Origin of the sequence: Streptomyces roseochromogenus subsp. oscitans DS 12.976 (assembly GCF_000497445.1) — a bacterium.
GTDB classification, from domain to species: Bacteria; Actinomycetota; Actinomycetes; order Streptomycetales; family Streptomycetaceae; genus Streptomyces; species Streptomyces oscitans.
The window spans coordinates 9,516,027-9,539,834 of record NZ_CM002285.1 but is presented as its reverse complement, the minus strand read 5'-3'; the positions used below and the strand labels follow the sequence as shown (position 1 = coordinate 9,539,834).

27 protein-coding genes are annotated in these 23,808 nt (G+C 69.3%); 4 read left to right on the top strand and 23 right to left on the bottom strand.

What is annotated here, in order from left to right; genetic code table 11:
* Positions 1 to 127: 127 nt before the first annotated feature.
* From M878_RS90860 to M878_RS000000101245, 8 genes are all read right to left on the bottom strand, one after another.
* A complete protein-coding gene (locus M878_RS90860) occupies positions 128 to 706 on the bottom strand; it encodes a GNAT family N-acetyltransferase (protein WP_023553857.1) in 579 nt (192 codons plus the stop codon).
* 195 nt (positions 707 to 901) lie between these two features.
* A complete protein-coding gene (locus M878_RS000000100865; RefSeq protein ID WP_023553855.1) occupies positions 902 to 1,078 on the bottom strand; it encodes a hypothetical protein in 177 nt (58 codons plus the stop codon).
* A 597-nt stretch (positions 1,079 to 1,675) separates the two neighbouring features.
* Positions 1,676 to 2,350 carry a hypothetical protein gene (locus M878_RS90850; RefSeq protein ID WP_158692897.1) on the bottom strand — a complete coding sequence of 225 codons (675 nt, stop codon included), beginning with the start codon at positions 2,348 to 2,350 and terminating at the stop codon, positions 1,676 to 1,678.
* Positions 2,341 to 2,652: a Rieske (2Fe-2S) protein gene (locus M878_RS000000102100; protein ID WP_078630554.1), complete on the bottom strand. Its 312-nt coding sequence runs from the start codon at positions 2,650 to 2,652 to the stop codon at positions 2,341 to 2,343. Before M878_RS000000102100 ends, M878_RS90850 begins: the two co-directional genes overlap by 10 nt.
* 18 nt (positions 2,653 to 2,670) lie before the next feature.
* Positions 2,671 to 3,417: a methyltransferase domain-containing protein gene (locus M878_RS92770; RefSeq protein WP_280923702.1), complete on the bottom strand. Its 747-nt coding sequence runs from the start codon at positions 3,415 to 3,417 to the stop codon at positions 2,671 to 2,673.
* A gap of 93 nt (positions 3,418 to 3,510) precedes the next feature.
* Positions 3,511 to 3,642 carry a hypothetical protein gene (locus M878_RS000000101250; protein ID WP_023553847.1) on the bottom strand — a complete coding sequence of 44 codons (132 nt, stop codon included), beginning with the start codon at positions 3,640 to 3,642 and terminating at the stop codon, positions 3,511 to 3,513.
* An 83-nt stretch (positions 3,643 to 3,725) separates the two neighbouring features.
* A complete protein-coding gene (locus M878_RS92765) occupies positions 3,726 to 4,115 on the bottom strand; it encodes an undecaprenyl diphosphate synthase family protein (protein ID WP_280923701.1) in 390 nt (129 codons plus the stop codon).
* A gap of 50 nt (positions 4,116 to 4,165) precedes the next feature.
* Positions 4,166 to 4,300, bottom strand: a complete 135-nt coding sequence (locus M878_RS000000101245; protein ID WP_023553844.1) for an undecaprenyl diphosphate synthase family protein — start codon at positions 4,298 to 4,300, stop codon at positions 4,166 to 4,168.
* 146 nt (positions 4,301 to 4,446) lie between these two features.
* On the opposite strand from M878_RS000000101245, the gene M878_RS000000102095 reads away from it, so the two are divergent.
* Positions 4,447 to 4,749, top strand: a complete 303-nt coding sequence (locus M878_RS000000102095) for a Tn3 family transposase (RefSeq protein WP_425347942.1) — start codon at positions 4,447 to 4,449, stop codon at positions 4,747 to 4,749.
* Here M878_RS000000102095 and M878_RS95745 read toward each other — a convergent pair.
* The 3 genes from M878_RS95745 to M878_RS90835 all read right to left on the bottom strand — a co-directional run bounded on the left by M878_RS95745 (position 4,677) and on the right by M878_RS90835 (position 7,344).
* Positions 4,677 to 4,946 carry a molybdopterin-dependent oxidoreductase gene (locus tag M878_RS95745; protein WP_280923678.1) on the bottom strand — a complete coding sequence of 90 codons (270 nt, stop codon included), beginning with the start codon at positions 4,944 to 4,946 and terminating at the stop codon, positions 4,677 to 4,679. The two genes, M878_RS000000102095 and M878_RS95745, sit on opposite strands and share 73 nt — an antisense overlap.
* Positions 4,947 to 5,147: 201 nt before the next feature.
* Positions 5,148 to 6,284 (bottom strand): hypothetical protein, encoded by a 1,137-nt coding sequence (locus M878_RS90840; protein WP_023553842.1) that lies wholly within the window; start codon positions 6,282 to 6,284, stop codon positions 5,148 to 5,150.
* A 283-nt stretch (positions 6,285 to 6,567) separates the two neighbouring features.
* Positions 6,568 to 7,344: an SDR family NAD(P)-dependent oxidoreductase gene (locus M878_RS90835; RefSeq protein ID WP_209445609.1), complete on the bottom strand. Its 777-nt coding sequence runs from the start codon at positions 7,342 to 7,344 to the stop codon at positions 6,568 to 6,570.
* Positions 7,345 to 7,600: 256 nt separating this feature from the next.
* Between M878_RS90835 and M878_RS90830 the strand changes: the two genes are divergently transcribed.
* Complete coding sequence (locus M878_RS90830) at positions 7,601 to 8,290, top strand: TetR/AcrR family transcriptional regulator (protein ID WP_023553838.1); 690 nt, start codon at positions 7,601 to 7,603, stop codon at positions 8,288 to 8,290.
* Between the two features lie 236 nt (positions 8,291 to 8,526).
* Here the strand turns inward: M878_RS90830 and M878_RS90825 are convergent, their stop codons facing one another.
* The 7 genes from M878_RS90825 to M878_RS90795 all read right to left on the bottom strand — a co-directional run bounded on the left by M878_RS90825 (position 8,527) and on the right by M878_RS90795 (position 14,728).
* Positions 8,527 to 9,108: a TetR/AcrR family transcriptional regulator gene (locus M878_RS90825; RefSeq protein WP_031227342.1), complete on the bottom strand. Its 582-nt coding sequence runs from the start codon at positions 9,106 to 9,108 to the stop codon at positions 8,527 to 8,529.
* A 238-nt stretch (positions 9,109 to 9,346) separates the two neighbouring features.
* Complete coding sequence (locus M878_RS90820; RefSeq protein WP_023553834.1) at positions 9,347 to 9,793, bottom strand: VOC family protein; 447 nt, start codon at positions 9,791 to 9,793, stop codon at positions 9,347 to 9,349.
* A 213-nt stretch (positions 9,794 to 10,006) separates the two neighbouring features.
* Positions 10,007 to 10,951 (bottom strand): NADP-dependent oxidoreductase, encoded by a 945-nt coding sequence (locus tag M878_RS90815; protein ID WP_023553832.1) that lies wholly within the window; start codon positions 10,949 to 10,951, stop codon positions 10,007 to 10,009.
* Between the two features lie 341 nt (positions 10,952 to 11,292).
* A complete protein-coding gene (locus tag M878_RS90810) occupies positions 11,293 to 12,366 on the bottom strand; it encodes an alkene reductase (protein ID WP_023553830.1) in 1,074 nt (357 codons plus the stop codon).
* A gap of 156 nt (positions 12,367 to 12,522) precedes the next feature.
* Positions 12,523 to 13,323, bottom strand: coding sequence for an alpha/beta fold hydrolase (locus M878_RS90805; protein WP_023553828.1), 801 nt, complete (start codon positions 13,321 to 13,323; stop codon positions 12,523 to 12,525).
* 20 nt (positions 13,324 to 13,343) lie between these two features.
* Positions 13,344 to 13,685, bottom strand: coding sequence for a winged helix-turn-helix transcriptional regulator (locus M878_RS90800; RefSeq protein WP_023553827.1), 342 nt, complete (start codon positions 13,683 to 13,685; stop codon positions 13,344 to 13,346).
* 134 nt (positions 13,686 to 13,819) lie between these two features.
* Complete coding sequence (locus tag M878_RS90795; RefSeq protein WP_031227341.1) at positions 13,820 to 14,728, bottom strand: NADP-dependent oxidoreductase; 909 nt, start codon at positions 14,726 to 14,728, stop codon at positions 13,820 to 13,822.
* A 157-nt stretch (positions 14,729 to 14,885) separates the two neighbouring features.
* Between M878_RS90795 and M878_RS90790 the strand changes: the two genes are divergently transcribed.
* Positions 14,886 to 15,503: a TetR/AcrR family transcriptional regulator gene (locus M878_RS90790; protein WP_023553823.1), complete on the top strand. Its 618-nt coding sequence runs from the start codon at positions 14,886 to 14,888 to the stop codon at positions 15,501 to 15,503.
* A 57-nt stretch (positions 15,504 to 15,560) separates the two neighbouring features.
* Here M878_RS90790 and M878_RS50500 read toward each other — a convergent pair whose 3' ends face one another.
* From M878_RS50500 to M878_RS90775, 4 genes are all read right to left on the bottom strand, one after another.
* Positions 15,561 to 17,189: an FAD-dependent monooxygenase gene (locus M878_RS50500; RefSeq protein WP_023553821.1), complete on the bottom strand. Its 1,629-nt coding sequence runs from the start codon at positions 17,187 to 17,189 to the stop codon at positions 15,561 to 15,563.
* A gap of 133 nt (positions 17,190 to 17,322) precedes the next feature.
* Positions 17,323 to 17,760: a hypothetical protein gene (locus M878_RS90785; protein ID WP_209445608.1), complete on the bottom strand. Its 438-nt coding sequence runs from the start codon at positions 17,758 to 17,760 to the stop codon at positions 17,323 to 17,325.
* A 54-nt stretch (positions 17,761 to 17,814) separates the two neighbouring features.
* Positions 17,815 to 18,174 carry a cupin domain-containing protein gene (locus M878_RS90780; RefSeq protein WP_023553817.1) on the bottom strand — a complete coding sequence of 120 codons (360 nt, stop codon included), beginning with the start codon at positions 18,172 to 18,174 and terminating at the stop codon, positions 17,815 to 17,817.
* Between the two features lie 46 nt (positions 18,175 to 18,220).
* Positions 18,221 to 19,687 (bottom strand): MFS transporter, encoded by a 1,467-nt coding sequence (locus M878_RS90775; protein WP_023553815.1) that lies wholly within the window; start codon positions 19,685 to 19,687, stop codon positions 18,221 to 18,223.
* A gap of 177 nt (positions 19,688 to 19,864) precedes the next feature.
* Between M878_RS90775 and M878_RS90770 the strand changes: the two genes are divergently transcribed.
* On the top strand, positions 19,865 to 20,476 hold the full coding sequence (locus tag M878_RS90770) for a TetR/AcrR family transcriptional regulator (protein ID WP_023553813.1): 612 nt from the start codon (positions 19,865 to 19,867) through the stop codon (positions 20,474 to 20,476).
* Positions 20,477 to 20,851: 375 nt separating this feature from the next.
* Here the strand turns inward: M878_RS90770 and M878_RS90765 are convergent, their stop codons facing one another.
* On the bottom strand, positions 20,852 to 23,680 hold the full coding sequence (locus tag M878_RS90765) for a glycosyl hydrolase (RefSeq protein WP_245238340.1): 2,829 nt from the start codon (positions 23,678 to 23,680) through the stop codon (positions 20,852 to 20,854).
* Between the last annotated feature and the right edge of the window lie 128 nt (positions 23,681 to 23,808).

Sequence of the window (23,808 nt, the reverse complement as noted above, 5' to 3'; positions counted from 1 at the left end):
ACACCCCTGACCACCTGCCCGCCTCCGGCCACGCCTCCTCGGCGACGGGGTTGTGTCCAGGGAAGTGGATGAGGCGCAGTGATCAGTTGCTTACGGTTAGCCGATACCGGGTGCCGAGCGACGGAACTCAGTGGGCGGGAACCGACTCGGACGACGGCCGCCACTCCCGCCTGATCAGCCCGTAGACCCACGAGTCAGAGACCTCGCCGTTGACGACGCAGTCTTCCCGCAACGTCCCTTCACGCGCGAAGCCGAGCTTCTCGAGCACGCGGGCAGATGCCACGTTGCGCGTATCGGTCTCAGCTTGGACGCGATTGAGGTCCAGCGTGTCGAATGCCCACCGCAGCAAAGCGCGCACGGCCTCGGTCGCGTAGCCGTGGCCCCACACTGCATCGTCAAAGCAGTAGCCAAGCGACGCGCTGCGGTAGTCCGGATTCCACCTGTTCAGGCTGCACCAGCCTATGAACGCCCCGTCGGAGACACGATCTACGGCCAGCCGCGCCCCGCTGCCCTCCTGTGCCATCTGCCGGCAAGCCGTGATGAAGTTCTCGGCGCGCACGCGTTCGCTCCACGGTGGGGCGTCCCAGTAGCGCAGCACGTAGGCGCTGCTGTGCAGTGCGAAAAGGTCGTTCGCATCCGCGTCTTCGAAGGCACGCAGTCGAAGGCAAGCGGTACGCAACGAGGGGGTGGGCAGCGACGTCCTCATGTTCCCTCCCCTGATCGGTGGCCGACCAATCAGACATCCGATGCGGGTCACTCGCAACGGGTTTTCTCGGCGAGCCGGCAGGACGACGTGTCCGCTCATCGGCGCGACCGAACGCCCCCAGAGGGCGGCGCTTAAGGTGATGCCCGGGTTGGCCTTTCGGTTGGCTGAGCAGGCTGGTTGCGGCCCGCCGGAGGGCTACGGCCGTGGCAGGGTGAACAGCCCCTGCTCGGTCTCGGCCAGGATCCCCCGCTCAGCGAGCCGCTTGATCTTCAGGCGGACGTTGTTGACGTCGCTGAGAGCTATCTCCAGGTCCATCGCCTCGCACACCGCCCGCGCTCGCAGCGGGGCATCGGCCGCGGCGAATACGGCCATGATCTGCTGGTAGGCCGGATGGTCCGGCAGTTTCGCGGCGGCGGCACGGGTGGTGGCGAATCGGGCAGCTCCAGCAGCGTCTTGCGAGTGATGCGGATCTCCTAGGCGGCGGTGTCGAATCCGTCCAGCAGTGCGGTCAGCTCCGCGATCTTCTCCCGGGCTGCTTCGGCCTGCGCAGCGATCTCCCGCTCCCGCTCCACCAGCCGCGTCAGCAGTGCCCCAGCGTCAGTTCCCCGGCGCTCATGCTCCGCGCCAGTCTCGCATCCACCGACACTATGTGCAGCTTATGTTTTTGTGCTGATGGCACTTCAACCGCCGGTTCGGCTTCGGTATTCAGGGTCGTCCGGCGGCGGTCCAGCAGCTGCGGGATAGCGGCCAGCGAGCCAGTACGAAAGCGTCCTTCCGCGTCCCGGCCAGGGAGGGGTGTCAGCGCGCTGAACAGGCTTTTACATAAAAATTCGATCGTGCGGTCGAAGCGGGAGTGTGCGAACTCTCGGCACGACAGTGTGCAGAGCCGTTGACCGTACAGACCCGCCGGGGCTTGTTGGCTGGATTCGGGTGCTGACCGACGGGTTGCTTTGTATTTCTGGTGCGATTTCAGGCGTAGAACTGTTGGGCCCATTGCCGATAGCGGCTGATGGGGCCGTCCCCCTCGGCCAGACGAGGCTGGGGCAGGTAGACCTTGTGGTTCCAGATCGGATAGTCGTTGACAAGATCGTGGCGCACGGTGGGGCCCAGCAGGTGGGTGAGGAGCCAGGAGAAGGCGAGGGCGGCCGTCGCTCGGCCGCCGGAGGCCTGGCGCATCGAGATGGGGCATTTCAGGCTGGCGGACACCCGGAATTCCATGGCGCGCGGGCCGGTGGGGGTGGAGAAGATGTAGGAGTCGGCCTGGCTGCGGATCTGTGGGATGTCTGCCAAGGCGCGGGTGAGTCCGACTCCGTAGCCCTGGGCGTATATGACGAACCGTAGGGCCCCCGCCAGTGGGAAGCGGCGCCTGGTCACGAGGCATGAGCGCGACCGGGGCCCGTCGAATTCGACGGCGTCCACCCGTGCTTCCTGGTAGCCGTGCAGGGTCGGGAAGTGACCCACGTCGAAGGCGTTCTCGTTGACGTCCTGCGGATAGGCCGTCAACGTACGTGTGTGCTCGATCGGCCGGGGAAAGCCAGCGATGCGCAGCTCCGGCACTTCCCACGTTGCGGCTCGCCCCTCCTTGTCCCACCACACCATGACCGCACCGTTTACCTCGCGGGCCTCAAGGGTCTTCAGTGACATCCTGGGGGTTCGCTTGCCATAGCCGGACCGTACGCACCTGCCGTCCGGGCCGAAGGCAAAGGCGTGGAAGGGGCAGACGATATCCTCCCCCTCGACCGGCCCCCGTGACCGAGGTGGGCACCCAGGTGCGGGCAGTGGGCGCCGACCGCCCGCGGTGTTCCCCTCGTGGTGCGGTAGAGCACGACGTCCTCGCCCATGAGGCGCCGACGCAGCACTTTCCGCCGCGGAAGTTCACTGCTGTAGGCCAGAGCGAACCAGCCGTTGGGATAGGGAAGTTCGGGTGCCTGTAGACCCGAGCCCATTGTCGAGTTCCTCCCACGTCACCGGGTCGGCTTGCGGCAGAGGTAAAAGTAGGAGGGGGTGAAGATGCCGGCCCTTCCGCTCTCGGCCAGGGCGTCAACCGCCCCCATGACGACCTCGGTGATCTTCGTGGTGCTCGTCGGCAGGAGCCGGGCCCGCTCCCCGGCCGCGGTCAGTCTGTCCAGGGCGAAGCGGCCGGGCTTGGAGAACAGCAGGTACCGGGGGTCGCGGTCACGGCCGGTCAACGGCAGGTACCAGGGAGTCTCCGGGTCGCACAGCTCGATGCGGTCCTGGGTCTCAAGCAGTTCGAGGCCCACCTCCTGCAGGGCCTTGTCGACGAACCTGGTGGTGGGGATGTCGGAGAGGGCGGTGCCCCGCTCGATGCCCCGCTTCATGCGCCGGTGTTCCGGGTTCCCGGGGTCGTACCGGTTGGTCATGCACCAGGCGTAGCCGCCGAACACGCCTCCGGGGCGCAGAACGCGGTGGACGTGTTCGTAGACGGCCCTGTGGTCCGGGGAGTGGATGATGGCTTCCACCTCGTATGCTGCGTCGAACTCGCCGTCGTGGAATGGAGGTTGGAGGTAGTGGCCCCAGATGATCCGGCAGTGACGGTCCATGCCGGCCTTGCGGTTCAGCCGGGTGCCCTGGGCCACCTGTTCAGGGCTGATCGTGATTCCTGTGATGGATGCATCGGAGAAGCGGGAAATGCCTCGCATCGGTCCGCCCACGCCGCACCCGAAGTCCGCGACCTTCATGCCCGGGCCCAGACCGATTCGGGAGGCCAGCCAGCACTGGTAGCGCGTAAGGGACGCCCTGAATGACTCCCCCCGGCGGCGGGGCGCGAAGTGGAAGGACTTTCCTCACATCAACTGGAAGAAGTCGGTGGCGAAGGAGTAGTAGGTCTCCACCATCCGCCCATACTCCTCCTTGCGGAGAGACTCTCCTGCCTCACTGTCCGCCTGCATTTCCAGATAGTCGTCGAACCCAGTCAACTCCGATTTCTCCTCCCGGTGGATGGTGCATCTGCGGTCCAGTCCATGAGCTGGTGGGGGACCGGTGAGCACGGGGAATCCTGCTACCTGCCGAACCGGCGGTGGCGGGAGCGGTAGGCGGCCAGCGCCTTGAGCAGGTCGTGTTCCTGGATCTCGGGCCAGGGAGTCGCAGTGAAGTACAGCTCGGCCTGCGCTCCTTGCCAGAGCAGGAAGCCGGAGGTGCGTAACTCGCCGGATGTCCTGATGAGCAGGTCCGGGTCGGGCAGCCCCGCCGTCGACAGCCGGTCGGCAAGGAGCCGCTCTACGTCGTCGATGCCGCAGTGCGCGGGTAGACCAAGGGCGAGGAGTTTATGCACGGCGGCGACGATGTCCGCGCGCCCGTCGTAGGCGATGGCGATGTTGGCGAGCAGTCCGGGCGCAGCGGCAGTGGCCTCCTCGATCTTGCGGAGCTGATCCGCCACGGCTGTAGGCAGGAGAGCTGGCCGATGGGGCGCAGCCTCCAGGGGTGCCGCGCTGCCATGTGCTACAGGCGGTCTACGATGATGTCGAGGAGCGCCGCGACTTCCTGGGGACTGCGGCGCAGGTTGTCCGTGGACAGAGCCCATAGGCTGACCACCGGAATGCGGGCGCGCTCGCACCAGGTCAGGAACTCCGGCACCTTCGCCGATCTAGGGTCCGCGGATCCGTTAGCAACGACGGACCTTCGACCTGCTGTGGTGCTGACGTACGCAGGGTGGCGGCGCGGGGCTGTCGACGGTTGATGCGCAATCGGCGGCTTGGTGACGTCTTTCGGCGTCACGCTTGGTGAGGCGCGGGTGCGGGTGCTCGGTCTTAACCAGCCTCGGGTACGCGGAGGCCGCGCGGGACGTCCCCGGGATCAGCGGCCACGAGCTGTCCGTCGCCGCGCGGAGGCACGTGACGACCGCCCGGTTGAACGGGGCGATCGGCGACGTGGTCGACCGGCACGCGCAGTTGGACCTGTCTGGCGCGTGGGGCAACGGCACCGCAGGGCGCCGTCTCCTTCGTGACGCTGCTCAAGCGCCTGCGGTCATGCCGCAAACGCTACCTGCAGCTGGCCCTTGTCCGGGCCGTCGCCCGAGGGAGTAGAAGACGACCCACTTCGCCCCGGGTTGGGGCTTGACCAGGTCAATGATGGTGCGCATCGAGACACCGCCCCATTTGGCGATGCCGGACCATCCTTGAATGCGGAAGTGCTGGGTGATCTGCTCGTGGCGGGGCATCGCCCGCAGTTGCCGCAGGTCAGTGCCGCAGCGAGTTTCCTTACGGACCAAAGGGACTACCACGATCGGTCACGTACGGAGCCCTCCCCTGGCTGCCCGGGACGGCGCAGCGAGAGGGACAGACGAATCCGTTCACGGCCTCCACCCGAAGGACGAAGGCGGGGCTGCGACGCCGGGACGTCCGGCAGGGCCAGCCCCCGGGGAAGGGATGGCGTCCCGCCTCACCCCCCGGCCCGGCAAGAATCAGGTGATCTTGTAGGGCCTTCAGCGGGCGGCCGCGGCGGTGTGGAGCGAGGCCGGAGCCGCAGCGCGGCGTGCGGCGACCCAGTCCAGAACGTACTGCAGCGCCAGGCAGCCGACGACCCAGGCGCTCATGGTGAGCAGAGCGGCCGCGAGGTGGGCGTTGTGGAAGTAGGCGGCCCCACGCAGAGCGTGGATCGCGGCCGCCGGAGCCAGGATCTGGGCCAGCGGGGAGAGCCACGTCGGCAGGAAGGTGGCGGGCAGGATGCCGCCGGAGGTGGCGTTGCCGAAGGTCAGCAGCACCACGGAGGCCACCGGCATGCCGATCGGTCCGAACAGCCGCAGCATCACCCCGGTCGCGGCGGCGGTCGCCCACGCCAGCAGTCCCACCACGACGGCGACTGTGAAGAAGGACGCCGGTAGCGCGTTCATGGCGGTGTGTGCGATGAGTGCCACCGCCGCGCCGGAGGCGGCGGAGAAGACCATCATCGACGCGACCCGGGCGGCCAGCCGCAGGCGTGGGGCGATCTGGTAGGAGGACACCGCGAAGAGGAACCCGGCGAGTACCACTCCGAACGCGGCATAGAAGGGAGACAGCCCGCGAGCGTCTCCGGCCACCAGCGGCCGCACGTCCTTGATGGGAACGGGATGACCGACCGCCTGGTTCACCGCGGCGGCCAGGCTGGAGACGGTGGAGGGGCCCTGCGCACCGGCCGCCAGCAGACGCAGATGGTGGCCGTCCGCGACGAGCGCGGCAGGGATCTTGTCATGGGCGATGGCCTGGCGCGCGGCCTCCGCGTCCGGGTAGCGGTAGAAGGTGTAGGCGCTGGGGTCTGCGGTGTTGAGGGCGAGTTCGGTACGGGCGGCCATCTGGTCGGATGCGGCGATACCCAGCGGCTGGTGATGTGCCGAGGGGGCATGGAACGCCGCGAGGTAGACGGCGACGAATATGGTGCCGATCGCCAGTGCGGTGACGACCGGCACGAGCATCGCCTTGCGGGCTGCGGCAGCGGCCGCGAGCACGGGGGCGGGGATGCCGGGCTCGGTATCGGCCAGCGCGTGCCGGGAGTGCGCGGGGTGACCGGCCGCCCGGCGCCTGCCGGGGGCGTGGAGTGCGGGGTCGGGCGGCGGGGCGGGAGGGAGTTCGGTGCTGTGCTGCATAGAGGGAGGGGCTTTCTGCGTATCCGCGGTGTGCGCGGGGGATCTCGGTCAGGGCCCGCCGTGGTCCGCGCGCTCGGTGTGCAGGCGGAAGCCGGGCGGGCCGACGGCGTGTTCTCTCCGAGGTCGTGACCGCCCACCCACCTGCTACCGCCAGGCGATCGGGGCGAGGCGGTCGTACGGTTGTCGCTGCCCCTCCTCCGCGTGGCGGCCCTTGGCGGGCTGCATCCCCCATGGGGCTGCGGAAGGACGAGCGGTGCCGGCGGATTCGATGCCCTGGGGCGGGCTAGAAGAGCCCGCCATCGAGCTGGAGGGTGCGCCCGGTCATGTAGGCCGCGTCGTCGGAGGCGAGGAAGGCGTACCCGGCGGCCACCTCGGACGGCTCCGCGAGCCGCTTGAGGGCGACCTGGGTGTTGAGCCAGTCGGTCATGGAGAGCTTGCCGATCTGCTCGGGGTGCTGATAGCTGGTTCCATGTTCTGCGGCCATGTCGGTGGCGGTGCCGCCGGGGGCGATCGCGTTGATGGTGATCTTCTTCTGCCCGAGTTCGGCGGACAGGTTCAGCACCATCGACTCCACCGCTGCCTTGCTCGCGGCGTACAGGGTATGGCCGAAGATCGCTCGCGAAGCGCTGACGGAGGACGTCAGAACGATCCGGCCGCCTTCTGGCATGTGGGCGGCGGCGTACTGGGCGGCGAACAGCTGCCCGCGGGTGTTGACGGCGAAGACGCGGTCGAAGTCGGCCGGGGTGATCTTCTCCAGGGCGTCGAAGTGCTCGATGCCGGCGCAGGAGGCGAGCACGTCCAGTCGGCCGAACTCGTCCACCGCCCGCTCCATCAGCGCGCCCGTCTGGTGCGGGTCGGCGACATCGGCCTGTACGGCGATCGCCCGTCCGCCGTTGCTTGTGAGCTCGGCGACGAGGGCGTCCGCCGCCTCCTGGTTGCCCCGGTAGCCGATCGCCACCGAGGCTCCCTCGGCGGCCAGTCGCCTTGCGACGGCCGCGCCGATACCCCGGCTGCCACCGGTGACCACTGCCGCCTTGCCTTCGAAACGCGCAATCTGCACGGATGCCACCACTTTCTTCTCTCGCGATACGCAGGGGGGAGCGCCGCGGACGACACCTGCGGCGCCCGGGCGAAGGCCGACCCGCACGGGCACGGACACCCGCATGTTCAAAGGCGTCCTCCCGCGGCGCCCCCAGGCCGGTGTCTTCACCGTAACACTAACCGCAGGAAATACTTCACTTAATCTGTCTGTGAAGCCCGCCACTGACGTAACCTCGATGCGTCCACCAGTACAGACAACGCAGGAAGAGCCCACGGTGACCCGCAACGCATCCCCAGACGGCGGCACACCGCGATTGCGGGCAGACGCCGCACGCAACCGCGCCCAGGTCCTGGCCGCTGCGCGCAGCGCCTTCCGGGAACTGGGCACCGCCGCCCCGCTCGACGAGATCGCCCGCCGCGCAGGAGTCAACATCGCCACGCTCTACCGGCGCTTCCCCGACCGCGACGCCCTCATCCGGCAGGTCGTCCTCGACGGCTTCACCCTGGTAGTCCAGACCGCCCACGACGCGCTGGAGACCGCACCCCAGGACCCACTGGCCGCCATCGAGAAGATGCTGCTGCGCCTGGTCGACGAACGGGACATGCTCGTCCTGCCCCTGATCGGCGGCCCCGTCATCGACGACACCCAAGCCCTCGAACTGCAACGCCGGACCGCAGCCACCCTGGAAGACATCCTGGCCGTCGCCCGCGCCCAGGACGCGGTCCGTCCCGACGTGACAGCGGTGGACCTGATCACCACCGGCGCACTCGCGTGCCGCCCCCTGCCCCACCTCCCCGCCGAACAGGCCACCACCCTCGCCACCCGCCACGTGCGCATCTTCCTCGACGGACTGCGCCCGGACGGCGCCCGGCCACTCCCCCCACCCCCCACCCGCGAAGACCTCACCGCCCACCTGCACACCGCCGAAGGCACAGATCGAGAACCCGGCCCCACCCAGGTCTGAACGAAGCCACGTCGCGCCCAGCCTGCCCGCGCTGCTGTCACGGAACCTCAAGCGAGCCCGAGGCCGCGTGATCCGGCCGCGGCCGGGTCGGCATCATGAGGGCCATGGACGGGTGGCGCGAGCTCGCTGAGGACGAGGTACACGACCTGCACGAACGGCGATGAGCGGGGCGTCCCTGGGTGTTGAGGTCGGCTTACGCCACGTGTACGTTCACGCGAACGCCAGCGGGTGGCTCGCTACGGCCGCGCCAGGCGTTGGACGAGGTCTTCCCAGGTAGCCTGCAGGCGGGCTGCAGGTACCGCACCTTCCTGCCGCAGGAAGTCCAACACTTCGACGCTCATAAAGCCGAGCAGTGCGTAAGCGAGCATGTCGCAGTCCCCGTCCGCGCCTGACTCCCGTAGAAGTGACGAGACATGACGGTGGAAGTCCTTCCCCGTGTCGGATGTGCAGCGAATTTCGAGGGGTAGCTGGCGACCAAGGGCGATGCCGAGGTCGGAGTCTGCTGCTGTGCGGTCGATCAGCGCATTGCCGAAGGCAGTCAGCCTGGCTGCGGCGGGTGCTCCAGGTCCCAGGGGAGGTGGGCCTGCGGTGTAGGCAGTCCGGAACCGTGTCTCGGCTTCGCCCAGCAGGACGAGGAGCAAGCCGTTGCGGTCGCCGAACCGTCTGAAGAGCGTGGCCTTCCCGACCCCGGCTTCCTCCGCGACCGCCTGCATGGTCACGTGCTCGGCTCCTCGTTCCGCGACCAATCGAGTGGCTGCTTCCAGCAGACGGGCCCGGTTTCGGGCTGCGTCGGAACGCTCGGTGGCGGGGTGTTGCATGTCGGATTTCACTTTGAGCTCCGGAGGGATCCAGGCACACGATCAGGCGATGCTCGGGCTGCCGTCAGGGGTTGAATCATGGGTGCCTGCCCGGCCCCCGGATCGCGGCCGGGCAGGCAGGGGGAATGTCCGAGGACTGCTCACCTCGCGCGCCGGTTCCCGTGGCGGCGTGGGGACCAGCTACGGCAGTCGGCCGGCTCCTTCGCTGCGTCCGGGCCCTTCCGCTCTTGCAGCGTCCTCATTCGTGGGCAGTGTTGTCCGACGTGTACGACGCCGGGGTGGTCCGGTGCGAGGGGATGTCGCCGTAGGGAGTGGTGATGAACTCGATCATGATCGTGCCTCCTGGGTCGAGTGTGTAGAGGCCGCGGCCGCCGAAGTCGTGGTTGATCTCGCCTTCGACGGACTTGGCCGGGTTGGGCCAGAAGGGAATGGAGTCCTTCTTCAGGCGCGCCAGAATGCCGTCGAACTCCTCTTCGGTCACCAGGAAGGCGAGGTGGCTTTCATTGATGTCGGCGTGGGGGACCAGGTCGTCGGCGAAGTCGATGCCGACGCCGTTCGACGTGGTGACCTGGGTGAAGCGGCTCCACTCGACCGGCGCGGAGGCGGCCATCAGGTCGGCCAGGAACGCGGCGGACTCCCGCCGGTTGCGGCAGTGGACGATGATGTGGTTCAACTCGTTGGCCATGTCGGCTCCTTACCATTTGGGAGACATAAAGGGGGAAAGAGAGCGCCGAAAATCCAGCGGCACGGGTCTGTGACTGGTCGCAGGCGCCGCATGCTCAGGCCGCAGGTCGTCCTTGGCGGCTGGGACGACCTCGGTGGCGAAGACGGCCAGTTGCTTCGCCGGCCAGGAGTCGAAGGCGTTCGGCCAGGCGTCGGCGGGTGGCGCCCGGCTCGGTCACGGCAGCAAGACGATCTTTCCGCGGTTGCTGCGGGCTTCGAGATCAGCGTGCGCTTGGGCCGCCTCGGCGAGTGGGTAGGTGCGCCAGATCGGGAGGGTGAGCTTGCCGGACGTGGCCAGGTCCGCCAGTTCCGGCAGAGCCGCATAGCTGCGGTCTGCGGGGTTGTTGCGGCTGAGCCGCACGTCGTGCACTGCGGCTGTTATGTCCGCGATGGTGATGACACGCGTCCTGTCACCGGTCAGGCCGACGGAGTGGGCGAGCACCCCGGCGCCGGCAGCGTCGAAGACGGCGTCCACGCCGTTCGGGGCGACGGTCTTGACGCGGTCCATCCAGCCGTCGCCGTAGGCCACGGGCGTCGCGCCGAGCGTGGCAAGACGTTCGTGGTCGTGCTCGCCGGCCGTTGCGATGACGGTGATACCGCGCGCGACGGCGAGCTGGACGGCGATCGTCCCGACGCTGCCGCCGGCACCGTGGATCAACAGCGTCTCGCCCGAGTGGACACCCAGCTGCTTCAGCACCCGAAACGCAGTCGTACCGACGACAGGCAGGGCTGCGGCGAGCTCCCACGACAGCCGCTCCGGTTTGGCCACCGGCTGGCCAAGGATGGCGTACTCGGCGTAGCCGCCACCGGACGCGTCACCGGAGCCACCACTGGATGCGACACCGGATACGACACCGAAGACCTCATCTCCCACCGCTGCGCTGGCGTCCGCACCGGCGGCATCCACGACGCCGGAGACGTCCAGACCCAGGAACACCGGGAACTGGGCAGGCACGATGCCCTCCATCATGCCGGAGCGGATCTTCGCGTCAATCGGGTTGACGCTCGCTGCCCGCACGCGGACCCGCACCTGGCCCGGCCCCGGCTGGGGCAGCTCGACCTGCGAGACGGTGAGGACGTCCGGGTCGCCGTAGCGCGAGAAGGTGATCGCAATGGGCATAAAGACTCCTTGGGAAAGAGATGATTCGAACGAGAGAACCGCCCCCGATCCCTGATGGATCTCGCATCTGGATGTCAGGGGTCGAGGCCACCCTCACCAGGACAGACCGCGAGACAGGGTCGGGCGGTGTGCCCTAGTGAGGCAGGCGGTGATCAGCTGCAGCGGTTCCTTGGGGTGTTCCGGCATCGCGGCTGGTGCGCTGGTGCGCGCGTGGCCCGGCGGTTCCCCGCGATCGGGCAACTGCCCGGCAGGCTGTCTACTTCCCGGGAAGGCGAAAGCGCCAGTCGGTTGGAGAGTGCGTACAACGGCACTGGGGGCGATGCCATGGCTGATCCTCGCCGTCAGTCGGTGAGTGTGGGGTAGTCGGTGTAGCCGCGTTCGTCGCCGCCGTAGTAGGTGGCCCGCTCTGGTGTGTTGAAGGGGCCGCCGACGGCGAGGCGGGCGGGCAGGTCGGGGTTGGCGATGAACTGGGCGCCGTAGGCGATCAAGTCGGCGGTGCCGTCCTCGATCAGGGCGAGTTCGGGAACGCCAGTGGGGCGCCCCGGGGTGTGGGGGTTGAGGATGAAGGTGCCGCTGAAGTGCTTGCGCAGTTGCAACGTCAGGTCCCGGATGTCGCGTTCTTCCAGGACGTGCAGGTAGGCCGGCCCTATCGGCTCGATCGCCTCCACCAGCGCCTGGTAGGTGTCGTGGTAGCCGTCCTCGGTGATGTCGTAGTTGGGGTTGTTCGGGGAGATCCGCAAGCCTGTGCGGTGTGCGCCGATGGCGTCGGCGACCGCGCGCGTGACCTCGACGGTGAACCGGATCCTGCCTTCCACCGAGCCGCCCCAGCCGTCGGTGCGCTGGTTGGCGTTGGTCGCGAGGAACTGGTGCAGCAGGTAGCCGTTGGCGCCGTGCAGTTCGACCCCGTCGAAGCCCGCCGCGATCGCGTTGCGGGCGGCGTGGGCGAAATCGGCGATGGTCTGGGCGATGTCTGCCTCGGTCATCTCCACCGGGGTGACGAGGTCCCGCAGGCCGTGCGCGGTGTAGACCTGGCCGGCAGCGGCGATGGGCGACGGCGCGAGGAAACGGAGCCCGTCGGGCAGCAGGCCGGGATCGCCGATCCGGCCGACGTGCTGCAGCTGGGCGAAGATCACCCCGCCCTCGCGGTGTACCGCCTCGGTCACCTGCAGCCAGGCCTGTACTTGCCCGGCGGAGTACAGCCCTGGGGTGTCGGGGTAGCCCCGGCCGACCAGCGACGGCTGGGTGGCCTCGCTGATGATCAGTCCGGCACCGGCGCGCTGTGCGTAATACGTCGCCATCGACGGGGTCGGACTCGCCCCAGGCCCGTAGGCGCGGCTGCGGGTCAGCGGAGCCATCGCGATGCGGTTGGCCAGCCGCAGGCCGCCCAGGTCGATCGGGTCGAATGCCGTGGTCATGCTTCTCCATTTCATCGGGGATGGGACCTGGATGCCTGCCCGGGCGGATCGAGGCCGGGCAGGCACCCAGGACGGAACTGACGGCGCATCGGCGTCTGCGGGTATCGCACGCTATGCCGCTGTGCTGTCATCACCGTGCAGTGGCGGAGGGTCTCCTCAGCCCGACTGGCTGTGCTTGGCGAGGAAGTCGGTGATCAGGCGCAGCCATTCCTCGGGGAGTTCGACCATGGGGAGGTGGCCGGTGGCGAGTTCGGCGAGTTCGGCGCCGGGGATCGTCTCGGCGATCTGCCGGTGCAGCGCGGTCGAGGTGAACCAGTCGTCGGAGGTCGATATCACCAGGGTGGGCACCGTGATGCCGGCCAGGTCCTCGCGGACGTCGGCCCGGCCGACGAGGTCGGCCTGCTCGGGGGTGCCGTCGGCGGCGGTGGCGGCGGCGAAGCCCAGGGTCTGCTGCAACTGCTCAGCAGACATCGACTCCAGCGCCTGCGTGCCCAGCGACATCATGACGAGGAACTCGGCCAGCATCTGCTGGTCGCCCGAAGCAGCGATCTTCCGCCATACGGAGGAGGCGAGGGCGAGGCGGTTGCTGCGGTGGGGGAAGGTGGCTGTCAGCACGAGCGCGGTGACGCGCTCGGGGTGCCGGGCGGCGGCGCGGATCGCGACCGGGCCGCCGAGAGAGAACCCGGACAGGGCGAAGCGGCCGAGTCCTTCGGCGTCGGCCGCGGCGACGAGCTGGTCGGCCAGGTCGTCCACCGACAGCGGCGTGGCGGAACGGGGGGTGTCGCCGCTGCCGGGGTAGTCGATGCCGACGACGGTGTGGCGGGCGGCCAGTTGGTCCAGGATGGGCCCGTAGGTGTTGGCCAGGCTGCTGCCGGCGCCGTGGGCGAGGACCAGGCCGGGGCCTGAGCCGAGGCGAGTACGGGCGAACGTGGGCTCGGGGAGGTGGCGAGTTGACATGGCGGATCGTTCCTTGAGGGTCAAGAGATGGGTGGGGTGGCGGGGATGCGCTGCTGCCACCAGGTGCGGATGTGCTCCAGGGCGGTCAGCAGGGCCCGGCCGTCGGCGGTGAGGGTGTAGGTGGCAGGACCGGGGGGCAGTTGGGCGTGGGTGACCAGCCCGGCGTCGACGAGTTCACGCAGCCTCGCGGCGAGCATCTTGGTGCTGATCGGGCGGATCGCGGTGCGCAGTTCGCCGTAGCGGGCGGGCCGGGTGGCCAGGGTGTGCAGGATGATGCCGTTCCACTTCTGGCCAAGGACCTCGAACGCGGCGGCCAGGTCCGCGTCCGCCGTCAGTGGCGGGAGGGTGGTGCAGGCTGCCATCGGCTTTCCGCTCTCGTCTCGTGGCTGACAGGTGATGTCACGGACGCTTCGGACGGGGCCGCAGCCGGTCCGGGCGTGCCCCGGCCGCGGCCCGGGGCCGCCTCACTTGCCCGCGCGAGACGGGGGCTGCAGGGTCAGGGGAGGAGGACGACCTTGCCCTCGTTTCGGCGGGCTTCGATGTCGGCGTGGGCCTGCGCGGCCTCGGCGAGCGGGTAGGCGCGCCACACCGGGACGTCGAGCTTGCCTGCGGCGATCAGGCCGGCCAGCTGCGGCAGGGCCTCGGGGAACCGGTCGGCCGGGTCCATTCCGGTGAAGCGCACCCCGTGCTGGGCGAAGGACGGGTCGGCGATGGTGATGACCCGGCCGGCGTCGCCGGCCAGGGCGACGGACTCGGCGAGCACGCCCGCGCCGGAGGCGTCGAACACGAAGTCCACCCCGCCCGCAGCCGCGGCCTTCACCCGCTCCACCCAGCCCTCGCCGTAGCGGACGGCGGTGGCGCCGAGACGGTTGACGCGCTCGACGTCCTGCTCGGCGACGGTGCCGACCACGGCGATACCGCGGGCGGCGGCCAGCTGCACCGCGATGGTGCCGACGCTGCCGCCCGCACCGTGGATCAGCAGCGTCTGACCCGCCCCGACCCCCAGGTGCTCCAGGGCCCGGTAGGCGGCTTCTCCGACGGTGATCAGGCCGGCTGCGGTCTCGAACGACAGCTCCTTCGGCTTGGCGAACGGTCGGTCCAGCAGCGCGAACTCGCTGTAGCCACCGACCGCGGCGACGCCAAAGACCTCGTCGCCGACCGTGAAGCTCGCCTCCTCGCCGGCCTTGTCGACCACACCGGCGACGTCCCAGCCCGGGATCATCGGGAACTCGACAGGGAAGACGCCCTGCATCATCCCCGCGCGGATCCGCACGTCGATCGGGTTCACGGCGGCGGCCCGCACGCGGACGCGGACCTGGCCCGGGCCCGGCTCCGGCGTCGGGACCTCCGACAGTGTCAGCACGCCGGGCGCGCCGTACTCGGAGAAAGTGATCGCAGTGGACATCAGGAACTCCCGGAAGGAAGGAAACTGCACACACCCTGAATCATTCAGTGCGTGTGATTGCTCTTCCTGTGTATCACACAGGACGTGTGATTGGTGAAGTCCGGGCGGCCGTGACCATCATCACACGCTATGTATGATTCTTAGGTAGGATGGCCTCATGTCCTCCACGCCCGTTCACCGCCGCCAGCCGACCCTCAGCAACCCGCGCGTCCAGCGCACACGCGCCCGCATCCTCACCGTCGCGCGCGAGCTGCTGCCCGAGGTCGGGCCGACCGGACTGACCTACGCCCTGCTGGCCGAGCGGGCCGACGTCACCCGCCAGACCCTCTACCGGCACTGGGCCAACCGCGCCGCCCTGCTCTTCGACCTCATCCTCGAAGGCCCCGACCTCGGCGACTACCCCGAGCCGGGCAGCGACGTGCGCGCCGTGGCCACCGCCTGGCTGAAAAGCCTGCGCAACGGCATCAGCGACCCCGCCATCCGTACCGCCGTCCTCGCCGTCACCGCGCAGGCCGACCACGACCCCGACAGCGCCCACGCCCTCGCCCGCATCGGCCAGGACCGCCACGCGGCGCTGAACAAACTGCTCGAACCCTCCGGCGTCCAGATCAACGACGACGAGTACACGATGCTCTACGGGCCCGTCCTCGCCCGGCTCTTCCTCGACCGCGGACAGGTCACCGACACCTTCATCGACGCCGTCGTCACCCAGTGGCTCACCACCCTGGAACGCTCCGGCGCGCTCCCGCAGCCGCACGCCCCGACCGGAACCTGATCGAAGACGTATGACCGGGGACCGGTCCACCGCGACGGTACGCGCTGCTTTACGGGGTCAGGTGGCTGCGGTGCGGCCGCTGCCGTTGTGCGAGATGACAGTGAAGGGGCGGGCGAACGTCGGCAGCTGGGACCAGACCGCTTCGGCGATCGCGCCGGTCGCGGCTATGTATCCGTCGGGCCGTACGAGGGTGACTCGCGCCAGGCCGGTGAGGGGTTCGGTGAGTTGGTCGTCGGGGAGGAAGACCACAGGCAGGCCGGCCCACCACGGGTCGCTGGGGTCGGAGGCTGTGCTGCCGGGGCGGCCATGCACGATCCAGGTGTGGCCCAGCGGGTTCAGCCGCTGGTGGAGGCGGCCTCCGGCGCGCAGTGCGAGGTTCGGCATCCGCAGGCCGGCTCCGGGAGACATGGGTGCCGCGTTCGCCAGGGGGCTGTTCGGGTAGCCGATGTCCAGCATGCCGACGCCACGGCCCAGGCGTGCCTGCGTGGCGGGCCGGGTGAGGAGGTGGGGGGCGAGGGTGGCGAGGAGGTGTCGGAGCGCGGGTGTGCGTGTGGTCAGCGCGCTGGTTGCGCGGGCGGTTTGGCGGACCATGGAGTGGGCGACAGGGCGCCGCTCGGCCTCGTAGCTGTCGAGGAGGCTGTCGGCCAGTCCGGGTTGCATGTGCCGCGCGGCTGCGAGTTTCCAGAGCAGGTTATGGGCGTCCTGTACGCCGGTGTTGAGCCCCTGGCCGCCGACCGGGCTGTGGATGTGGGCGGCGTCTCCGGCGAGGAAGACCCGTCCGCGGCGGTAGTGGTCGGCCAGGCCGTGGCTGAGCTGGAACTGGGAAGTCCACGTTACGTCGTGGCTGCCGAATGTGATCCCCGACCGCCGTCGGATCAGGTCGTCGAGGAAGGCTTTGCCGACGGGCAGTGACGTATCCTGCCCGGCCTGGGGGGCATGCGCGATGATGCGCCATCGGCGCGGCTCGGGCATCGGCACGATGAGCAGCATGCCTTCCGGCGCGAGGAAGACGTGCCCTTCGTCTTCGACGAGATCTGCGGTGGTCTTGACGTCGGCCAGGACGAAGTTCGCCCCGGCGTCCGAGCGCTCCAGCCGCAGGCCGGCGGCGGCCCTGACGCGGCTGCGGCCGCCGTCGCAGCCGATGAGCCAGCGTGCGCGTGTCACCTCACGTCTCCAGGTGCCGTGTTGGAGCGTGACGGTGACGTGGTTGCCGTTGCTGTGGATCTCGTCCAGCTCGACCCCCCACTCGATCCTGCCGCCTCTTTGGTTGAGGTGTGATTCGAGAACGCGTTCGGTGGCGTACTGGGGGATGGACAGCCAGAAGGGGTAGGCCGTGTCGCCCCAGGGGAGGCCGAGCAGATCCACGCGTACCGGGCGGCGGCGCCGGGTGTACACGTTGAGAGCGGTGAATCGGGCGCCTTCGGTGAGGATCTGCTCGGCCACGCCCATGGTTTCGAAGATCTCCAGGGTGCGGGCGTGGACGACCAGCGCCTTGGAGAAGGTGGAGCGGCCGGGTTTGCGGTCGACGATGCGCACGCTCAGGCCGTGGCGCAGGGCTTCGCAAGCGGCGGTCAACCCGGTGGGGCCGGCGCCGATGACCAGGACATCGACGTCGCCGCGGTGCCCGGCTCCCGATTGGATCTCCGGGCTTGGCACGTCGTACTCATGCAGGGGTCCGAAGGACAACGGTGGGTCTCCTCACACAGGGACGGTTCACAGGGGATCCGGAATGCGGGCGCCCAGCGCGCGGCAAGCCTTCACGTACGCACATGGATCGCCCGCCGTCCGGTCGGGGAGGCAAGGTCGGGTGGTAGTGCCCTCAGCCGCCGAACTGCTGGCTGAGCTTGTCTTTCACCGCCCCCGGTGCGCCGCCTGGGTAGCGCTGGTGAAGCATCCCGAGGATCTGGTCGGGCAGGCCGTCGGGCAGGCCCTGCTCCTTCGCCCAGCCCTTGAGATCCTCGCCGGTTCCGCCCAACGGGGCCGGAGGGCCGAACGGTAGGCCGCCGGCTGCCCCGGGTGGCTGGGCGCCGCCGGGGAAGCCGGCGGCGAGCTTGCCGATGTTGGACTTCATCTGTTGCGTGATCACCATCGTCGCGACTCCCACGCCGGCGAAGAAGAACAACGCCGCTGCGAGTGTGGCCCCAAGGGCGGTCACCGTCTTGCGGTGGCGTCGCGTGAATCCGGTCGCGGGCGGTTGCACGCGGCCCGTGACCGGGCGCCTTGCGCGTATGCGGGCGGGGGACGGTGTGCTGGCCATGTGCCTTTCTTTCGCTGCTGGGCGGGTGCCGGGCGGGCACGGACGTCGCGTGGCTCAGGTGAGCCGGACGATGAGCATCACCACGGCGGGTGTGTCGGCGATGAGCCGGTGGGGTTCGGGGGGTATGGGGATGAGGGTGCGCTGGTGCAGGGCCCATTCCTGCTCGGCGGTGGCCAGCCGTACCCAGCCGGTCAGGCAGCCGAGAAGGGCGGCGCCGGGTGCCTGGTGCTCGGCGAGTTCCTGCCCGGCGTGGAGTGCTATCAGGGTGGCCCGCAGGCCGGGCAGGGCGGCCACGGTCCGCCCTGCCCGGCCTGCGGTTGAGGCTTGGGCCTCGGACAGCAGCCGTTGTGCGAGGACGTCCAGGGACACGACGTCCGCGCTCTCGTCCGCGGGGCTGTGGGCTGGGGTGGTCATGCGAACTCCTGCCTGCTGGGGTCGTTCGGGTCCGTTCCGGGCGCGGTCAGGCCGCATCCGCCTGCTCTCGTCCGCTGTGCGGCACCGCTTCCGCAGGGGCGGGGCACGGCGTCTTGTCGCTCGCGGTGCGGCGCCGGCGAAGCAGGACGGCCACGGCGACGGCCGTGACGACTGCCGTGATGGCGCCACCGTGCAAGGAGGCGCGCAGCCCGGTGATGAACGCATCCTGCGCCTGGTGCATGACGCCCGGACCGGCCGCGGCGGCACCGGCCAGTGAGGACTTCGCCGCCTCGGCGACCTGGGGCGGGACCCCGGTCAGGTGTAGGTTGTTGCGGTAGCTGGCGGTCAGGATGCTGCCGAGCACCGCAATGCCCAGCGCGCCGCCGAGTTCGCGGGCCAGGTCGTTGACGGCGGAGCCGACGTTCTGCAGGCCCTTGGGCACGGCGCTGGTGATGGAGGTGGTGGCCGGCGGCATGGCCAGTCCCAGGCCGGCACCGAGCGGGATCAGGCCGGCGGCGATGTGCCAGTAGGCGCTGTTGCCGTCCAGGTGGGCCAGGACGCCCATGCCGGCGGCGAGTGCGAGCAGCCCGGCCACCCAGGGGCCGCGGTCACCGTACCGCTGGCTGAGGCGGGGGCTGAGCCGGGAGGCGGGGACCATGCCGATCGGCATGGCCAGCAGGCTGAGAGCGGCCATCAGCGCGCTGTCGCGGCGGACCAGCTGGAGGTACTGCATCATCACGAAGATGAACCCGAACAGGGCGAAGAACTGCAGTGTGATCGACAGCGAGCCTGCCGCGAAGCGCCGGTTGGTGAACAGCCGCGGGTCGAGCAGCGGGTGCCGACTGCGCAGCTCGAAGACGACGAAGCCGACCAGGATGAGCAGTCCGACCGCGATGCCGCCGAGCGTGACGGGGTCGCTCCAGCCGTTGACCGGGGCTTCGATCACCGCGTAGACGAGTGCCGCGATCCCGGCCGCCGCCAGGATCGCGCCGACCGCATCCAGCGGCACTGGGCGGGCATCGGCGGACTCCGGTACGAAGGCCAGCGTGCCGACCAGCGCTACCGCGGCCAGCACCACGTTGAACCAGAACACCGACTGCCACGACCACCACTCCAGCAACGTGCCCGAGGCCAGCAGACCGAGGACCCCGCTGGCCCCGGCGACCGCCGACCAGATGCTCACCGCCCGCGCCCGCTGCTCTCGCGGGAAGCTGCTGGTGATGGTCGACAGGGTCGCGGGCATGATCAACGCGGCCCCCACGCCCAGCAGCACGCGCAGCGCGATCAGCTGGTCCGGGCTGGTGGTGAACACCGCAAGGGCCGAACCCGCCCCGAAGACGATGAGACCGACGACCAGCGCCCGGCGCCTGCCGAACCGGTCACCGAGCGCCCCGGCGGGCAGCAGCAGGGAGGCGAAGACCAGGCTGTAGGCGTCGATGATCCACGACTGCTGGGTCTGGGTCGCGTGCGTCTGGCGCGCGATGTCGGGCAGAGCCACGTTGAGTGAAGCCATCGCGGCCATCACGGTGGCCAGCGCAAGACAGGTGATGGCCAGGACGACGCCCTGCCGCAGGGGACGGCCAGGGGTCTTAACGCCTGGAGGCGAGGGGGTGAGCACGGAGAAGTCCCTTCGGAGCGGGGGGATGGGCCCGTTCACCCTGGCCCGGGCACCGCTACAATCTCAACGGTGATGAATTCTTCCCGGGGGCGTCGGCCGGGGAAGCCCGACACCCGCGCCCAGATCCTGGATGTCGCCCGCCGGCGCTTCCTCGAAGGCGGATACCAGGACGTCACCCTGCGCTCCATCGCCGCCGAGGCCGGCGTGGATCTTGCCCTGGTCAGCTACTACTTCGGCTCCAAGAAGGGCCTGCTCAGCGCGGCCCTCGCCTTGGTCGTCAACCCCTCCGACATCCTCGGCCGCGCCGCTGAAGGCGAGCCGGCCACCTTCCCCCAGCGCGCCCTGTACGCCCTGCTCTCGCTGTGGGAAAACTCCGAAACCGGCGCACCCCTGCGCGCCCTCGTGGCCGGGGCCGCGCACGATGCCGCCTTCGCCGACCTGGTCAGGGAGATGACGGAGAAGGAACTGATCGAGAAGATCGCATCCCGGATCGGCGGCAGGGACGCCCGCAAACGCGCCGCAGCGTTCTGCGCCCAGATCGCCGGCCTGATCGTGACCCGCTACATCCTCCGCCTCGAACCGATCGCTTCCATGGCGCCTGATGAAATAATCCGGATCTACAGCCCCCCGCTACGCCTGGCCCTCGGGGCAGTCCCGCCGAGCCAGGCTTCGCGCTGCGGCTAGCTGGTTCGCCCTCCCAGGAGCGGGGCGGCCACCGAGATCCGGTCGCTCATCGGCCAGGCATCACCGTCATCCTCGGTCGTGTCACCAAGAAGATTCCGGATCTCTTGGCTGTCGCCAGCCCGCGGCTTCCTCGCCACCCTCGCCAGTTGACCGCAGCTCCTACACGCCAGGCCCGGCGGGAGTGCGACAGCCCCGCCGGTACCGGGTGGCGCGTACGATCCCAGCCGCGGGGTCGTCGGTGGCTGCGGTGCGCAGCGGTCGGCGTCCCTTCTCCTCGAGCTGGGCGAGCTCGCGTTCGTCATCCACGGTGATCTCCCTGTGGTAGTTGACCACCGAGCCGCAGTTGATTCCGGCCGTCCCCCTGCCGATGCCAGCTCAGCTGTAGGGCAGTCGGAGGACCGATTGTTCTCCGGTGGCGAGGGTGCTGGTGGCGTTGCCCAGGGCGTTCCAGATTTTCGCCTGGACGGTTCCGTCCTTCAGGTCGCACAGCGTGCCGCTTTGTGAGGCCAGTCCAGCCGTGTTGGTGTAGTGCTCCCAGCTGGGTACGGGGTCGGTGGCGAAGTAGCGGTAGGTCTCCACACGGTCCCACTTTCCGTCCCCGGTGCAGTCGTAGGACACCTGTAGCTGGACCGCGTTGCCGACCACATCCTTCGCGTCGACCGCCAGGTCGAACTGCGTCGCCCCGCCCTGGTACTTCATGTTCAGCCCGGACGCGGTGAACGTGACCGGCCGGTAGGGATCGCCGTCATGGTTCGTGCCGTCCGCCGACGCCAGCGTGACACTGCCCGTACCCCCGACCGTTCCCGTCAGCCCCCCGTCATCATGCAGGTACAGCGTCGGCGAGGAGCCACCGCCGGTGGGCGAGGGAGTGGGAGTAGGGCTGGGCCCTGTGCCGCCGGGCGCGCTGCCGCCGCTCCAGGTGTGGGCGCCGGCGGTGACCGTCTTCCCGGCGGGTACCTGCACGGTGGTTCCGTCGGAGAAGTGCACGGTGGTGTCGGTGGCGGTGGTGTTGGCGGCGACGTAGGTGCGTGCGCCGTTCTTGGTGAAGACCGCGGTCAGCGGGTTGTCGGCGGTGACGGTGGTGTCCACGGTGCCGAGGGCGGCGAGGTTGCGGATCCAGTGGAAGGTGTGGGCCTTGCTCTCGCCTTCTTCGGAGGTGAAGGAGTTGTTGGCGCGGAAGTCGGCCAGGGCCGCGTCGCCGTCGCCCAGGGCCAGGTATTCGTACCAGATGTCGGTCCAGATGCCGGGCTGGGTTTTGCCGGCCTGGTCGAGCATCTCCTGGTAGTTGGCTTTGACGTAGGTCGGGTCGTCGCCGAGATAGAGGTGTCCGCCGGTGATCGGCAGCAGGTTGATGCCCTGGATCTGTTCGGGGGCGCTGGAGAACCAGGTGGCGTAGGCGCCGCCGTTGCTCCAGACCATGCCGAGCTCCTTGTGGGGGAAGTCGCTGGGGTAGATCTGGTGGTGGGTGTCGAACCAGTAGTCGTGGATGGCGGCGGCCTGGGTGGTGTACATGTAGATTCCGGCGTCGCGGACGGCCTTGTTCCCGGTGGCGGTGCCCCACTGGATGAGCGCGTTGTCGAAGTTCATCCCCTCCGAGGAGGACTCCTGGTTGTTGCCCGCGGCGAACGAGCCGTGGCCGGAGGCCCAGTCGTGGCCGGCGTAGATGTCGAAGTCCCGCAGGTAGGGGAAGCGCTTGTCGGTGCGGTCGTAGTTGTTGGCGTCCCGGATGAGCAGGTCGACCATGCCCCCGTAGTGGTCGGCGTCGGCCCAGGTGGGATCGAACCTGGCCAGGGTCGCGGCCGCGGCGATGTAGTAGCCGTAGTGGAAGTGGTGGTCGTTCAGCTCCTGATCGGACCCATAGGAGGCCGGATAGCCGATCAGGGTGCCCCAGTTGCGGTCGTAGTAGAACAGGTGGCCCGTCTTGCCCGGCGACGCGGTGAACCAGTCCGTCAGCTTGGACTTGATCGCGGACAGGGCGGCGTCGCGCACGTCGGTGTTGCCGGTCTGGTCGGCGATCTCCGCCAGTCGTGCAGCGCGTCCCAGGCCCTTGCCGGTCCAGTAGGTGTCGTCGCTCTGCTGGCGGGTCGGGTCGGCCTTCTCCGCGTTGAGGTAGTCCTGCAGCGTCGTGGCGTCTGGGCCGGAACTGTCGGCGACGGCCGGTATCTCCGGCAGCACCCCGTGGAAGACCATCGACGTCGTGAAGGACGTGACACCGGTGAGCACCTTCAGCGGGCCGCGCGAGGAGACGTATGTCTGCTGCAGCGGGCTGCCGTCGGCCAGGTAGCGCCACTGATGGGGCAGCAAGGCCGCGACCGTGCCCGTTTCCGACCCGTCGAGCGCGGTGGTGGTGAAGTGGTACGTGGTGGTGACGGTACTGTCCGCCTCGTCGTACCGGTAGGACACGGCCGTACCGGTGACAGGGTCGTAGGCGTACTTGGCGTACTCGGCCGCGAGTCCGGCACGGTCGGACGCCGAGGTGGACGGCGTGGTGGGAAGGACGGCGACCGAGAAGTAGTCCTTGCCGGCGAGTGAGGAGGTGAAGGTGGAGCCATTGACGGTCCAGGTCGCCCCGGTGGGCGCGAAGGCGACGTAGTCGTGCCCGTTGACCGTGTACCCGAGCGTGGATTTGGAGTTGGACCACACGTCCACCGTCGCGTCGGAGGCCGCCTTGATCTGTGCGTCGCCGCCCGTCGCCCGGAAGTAGGCGAACGGCAGGCCGGAGCCGATGGTCGCCCGCAGGGTGTGCGTGCCGTCGCTCAGGTAGGGGCTGACCGTCCAGTCGCTCCAGTCGTCCACCTTCACCTCGGGAGCGGTCAGCCCCGAGACGCCGGCGACGAAGTCCTCCGCGTAGTCGAAGTGGTACTCGCCCACGCCCTTGCCGCTGCCTGAGATCGTGGGCTTGGTGCTGTAGGAGACCCCGAGCCCTCCCGGCTGTGCCTTGAAGCCCAGTGGTTGGGCGTACATCGGCTCCCCGTAGGCGCAGTTGGTGCGCTTCCACAGGATCGACGACCACCAGTCGTTGGTGGGCACTGCGTCTGACGGGGCGTTCGCCGTTACCCAGTGCCGCGGATTGGTGGACAGGTCCCCGCATCCCGACGGCAGCGGACCGGGCGCCGTGGTGGTGTAACTGCCCTGCCCCACCGTGTCGGCGCCGGCCGTCCGCGGCGTGAGCACCGCCAAGGCCGCCCCGAGAAGTGCAGCCACGGCCACAAGCACTGCCGTACGCCCCCCTTGTGTGGGCCACCAGAGGGATGCGGCGCCTTTGCCGGTCACCGAGGCGGCCGGACCACCGCCCGACGGCAGGCGTCCATCCGCCGCGCTGATTAGCTGAT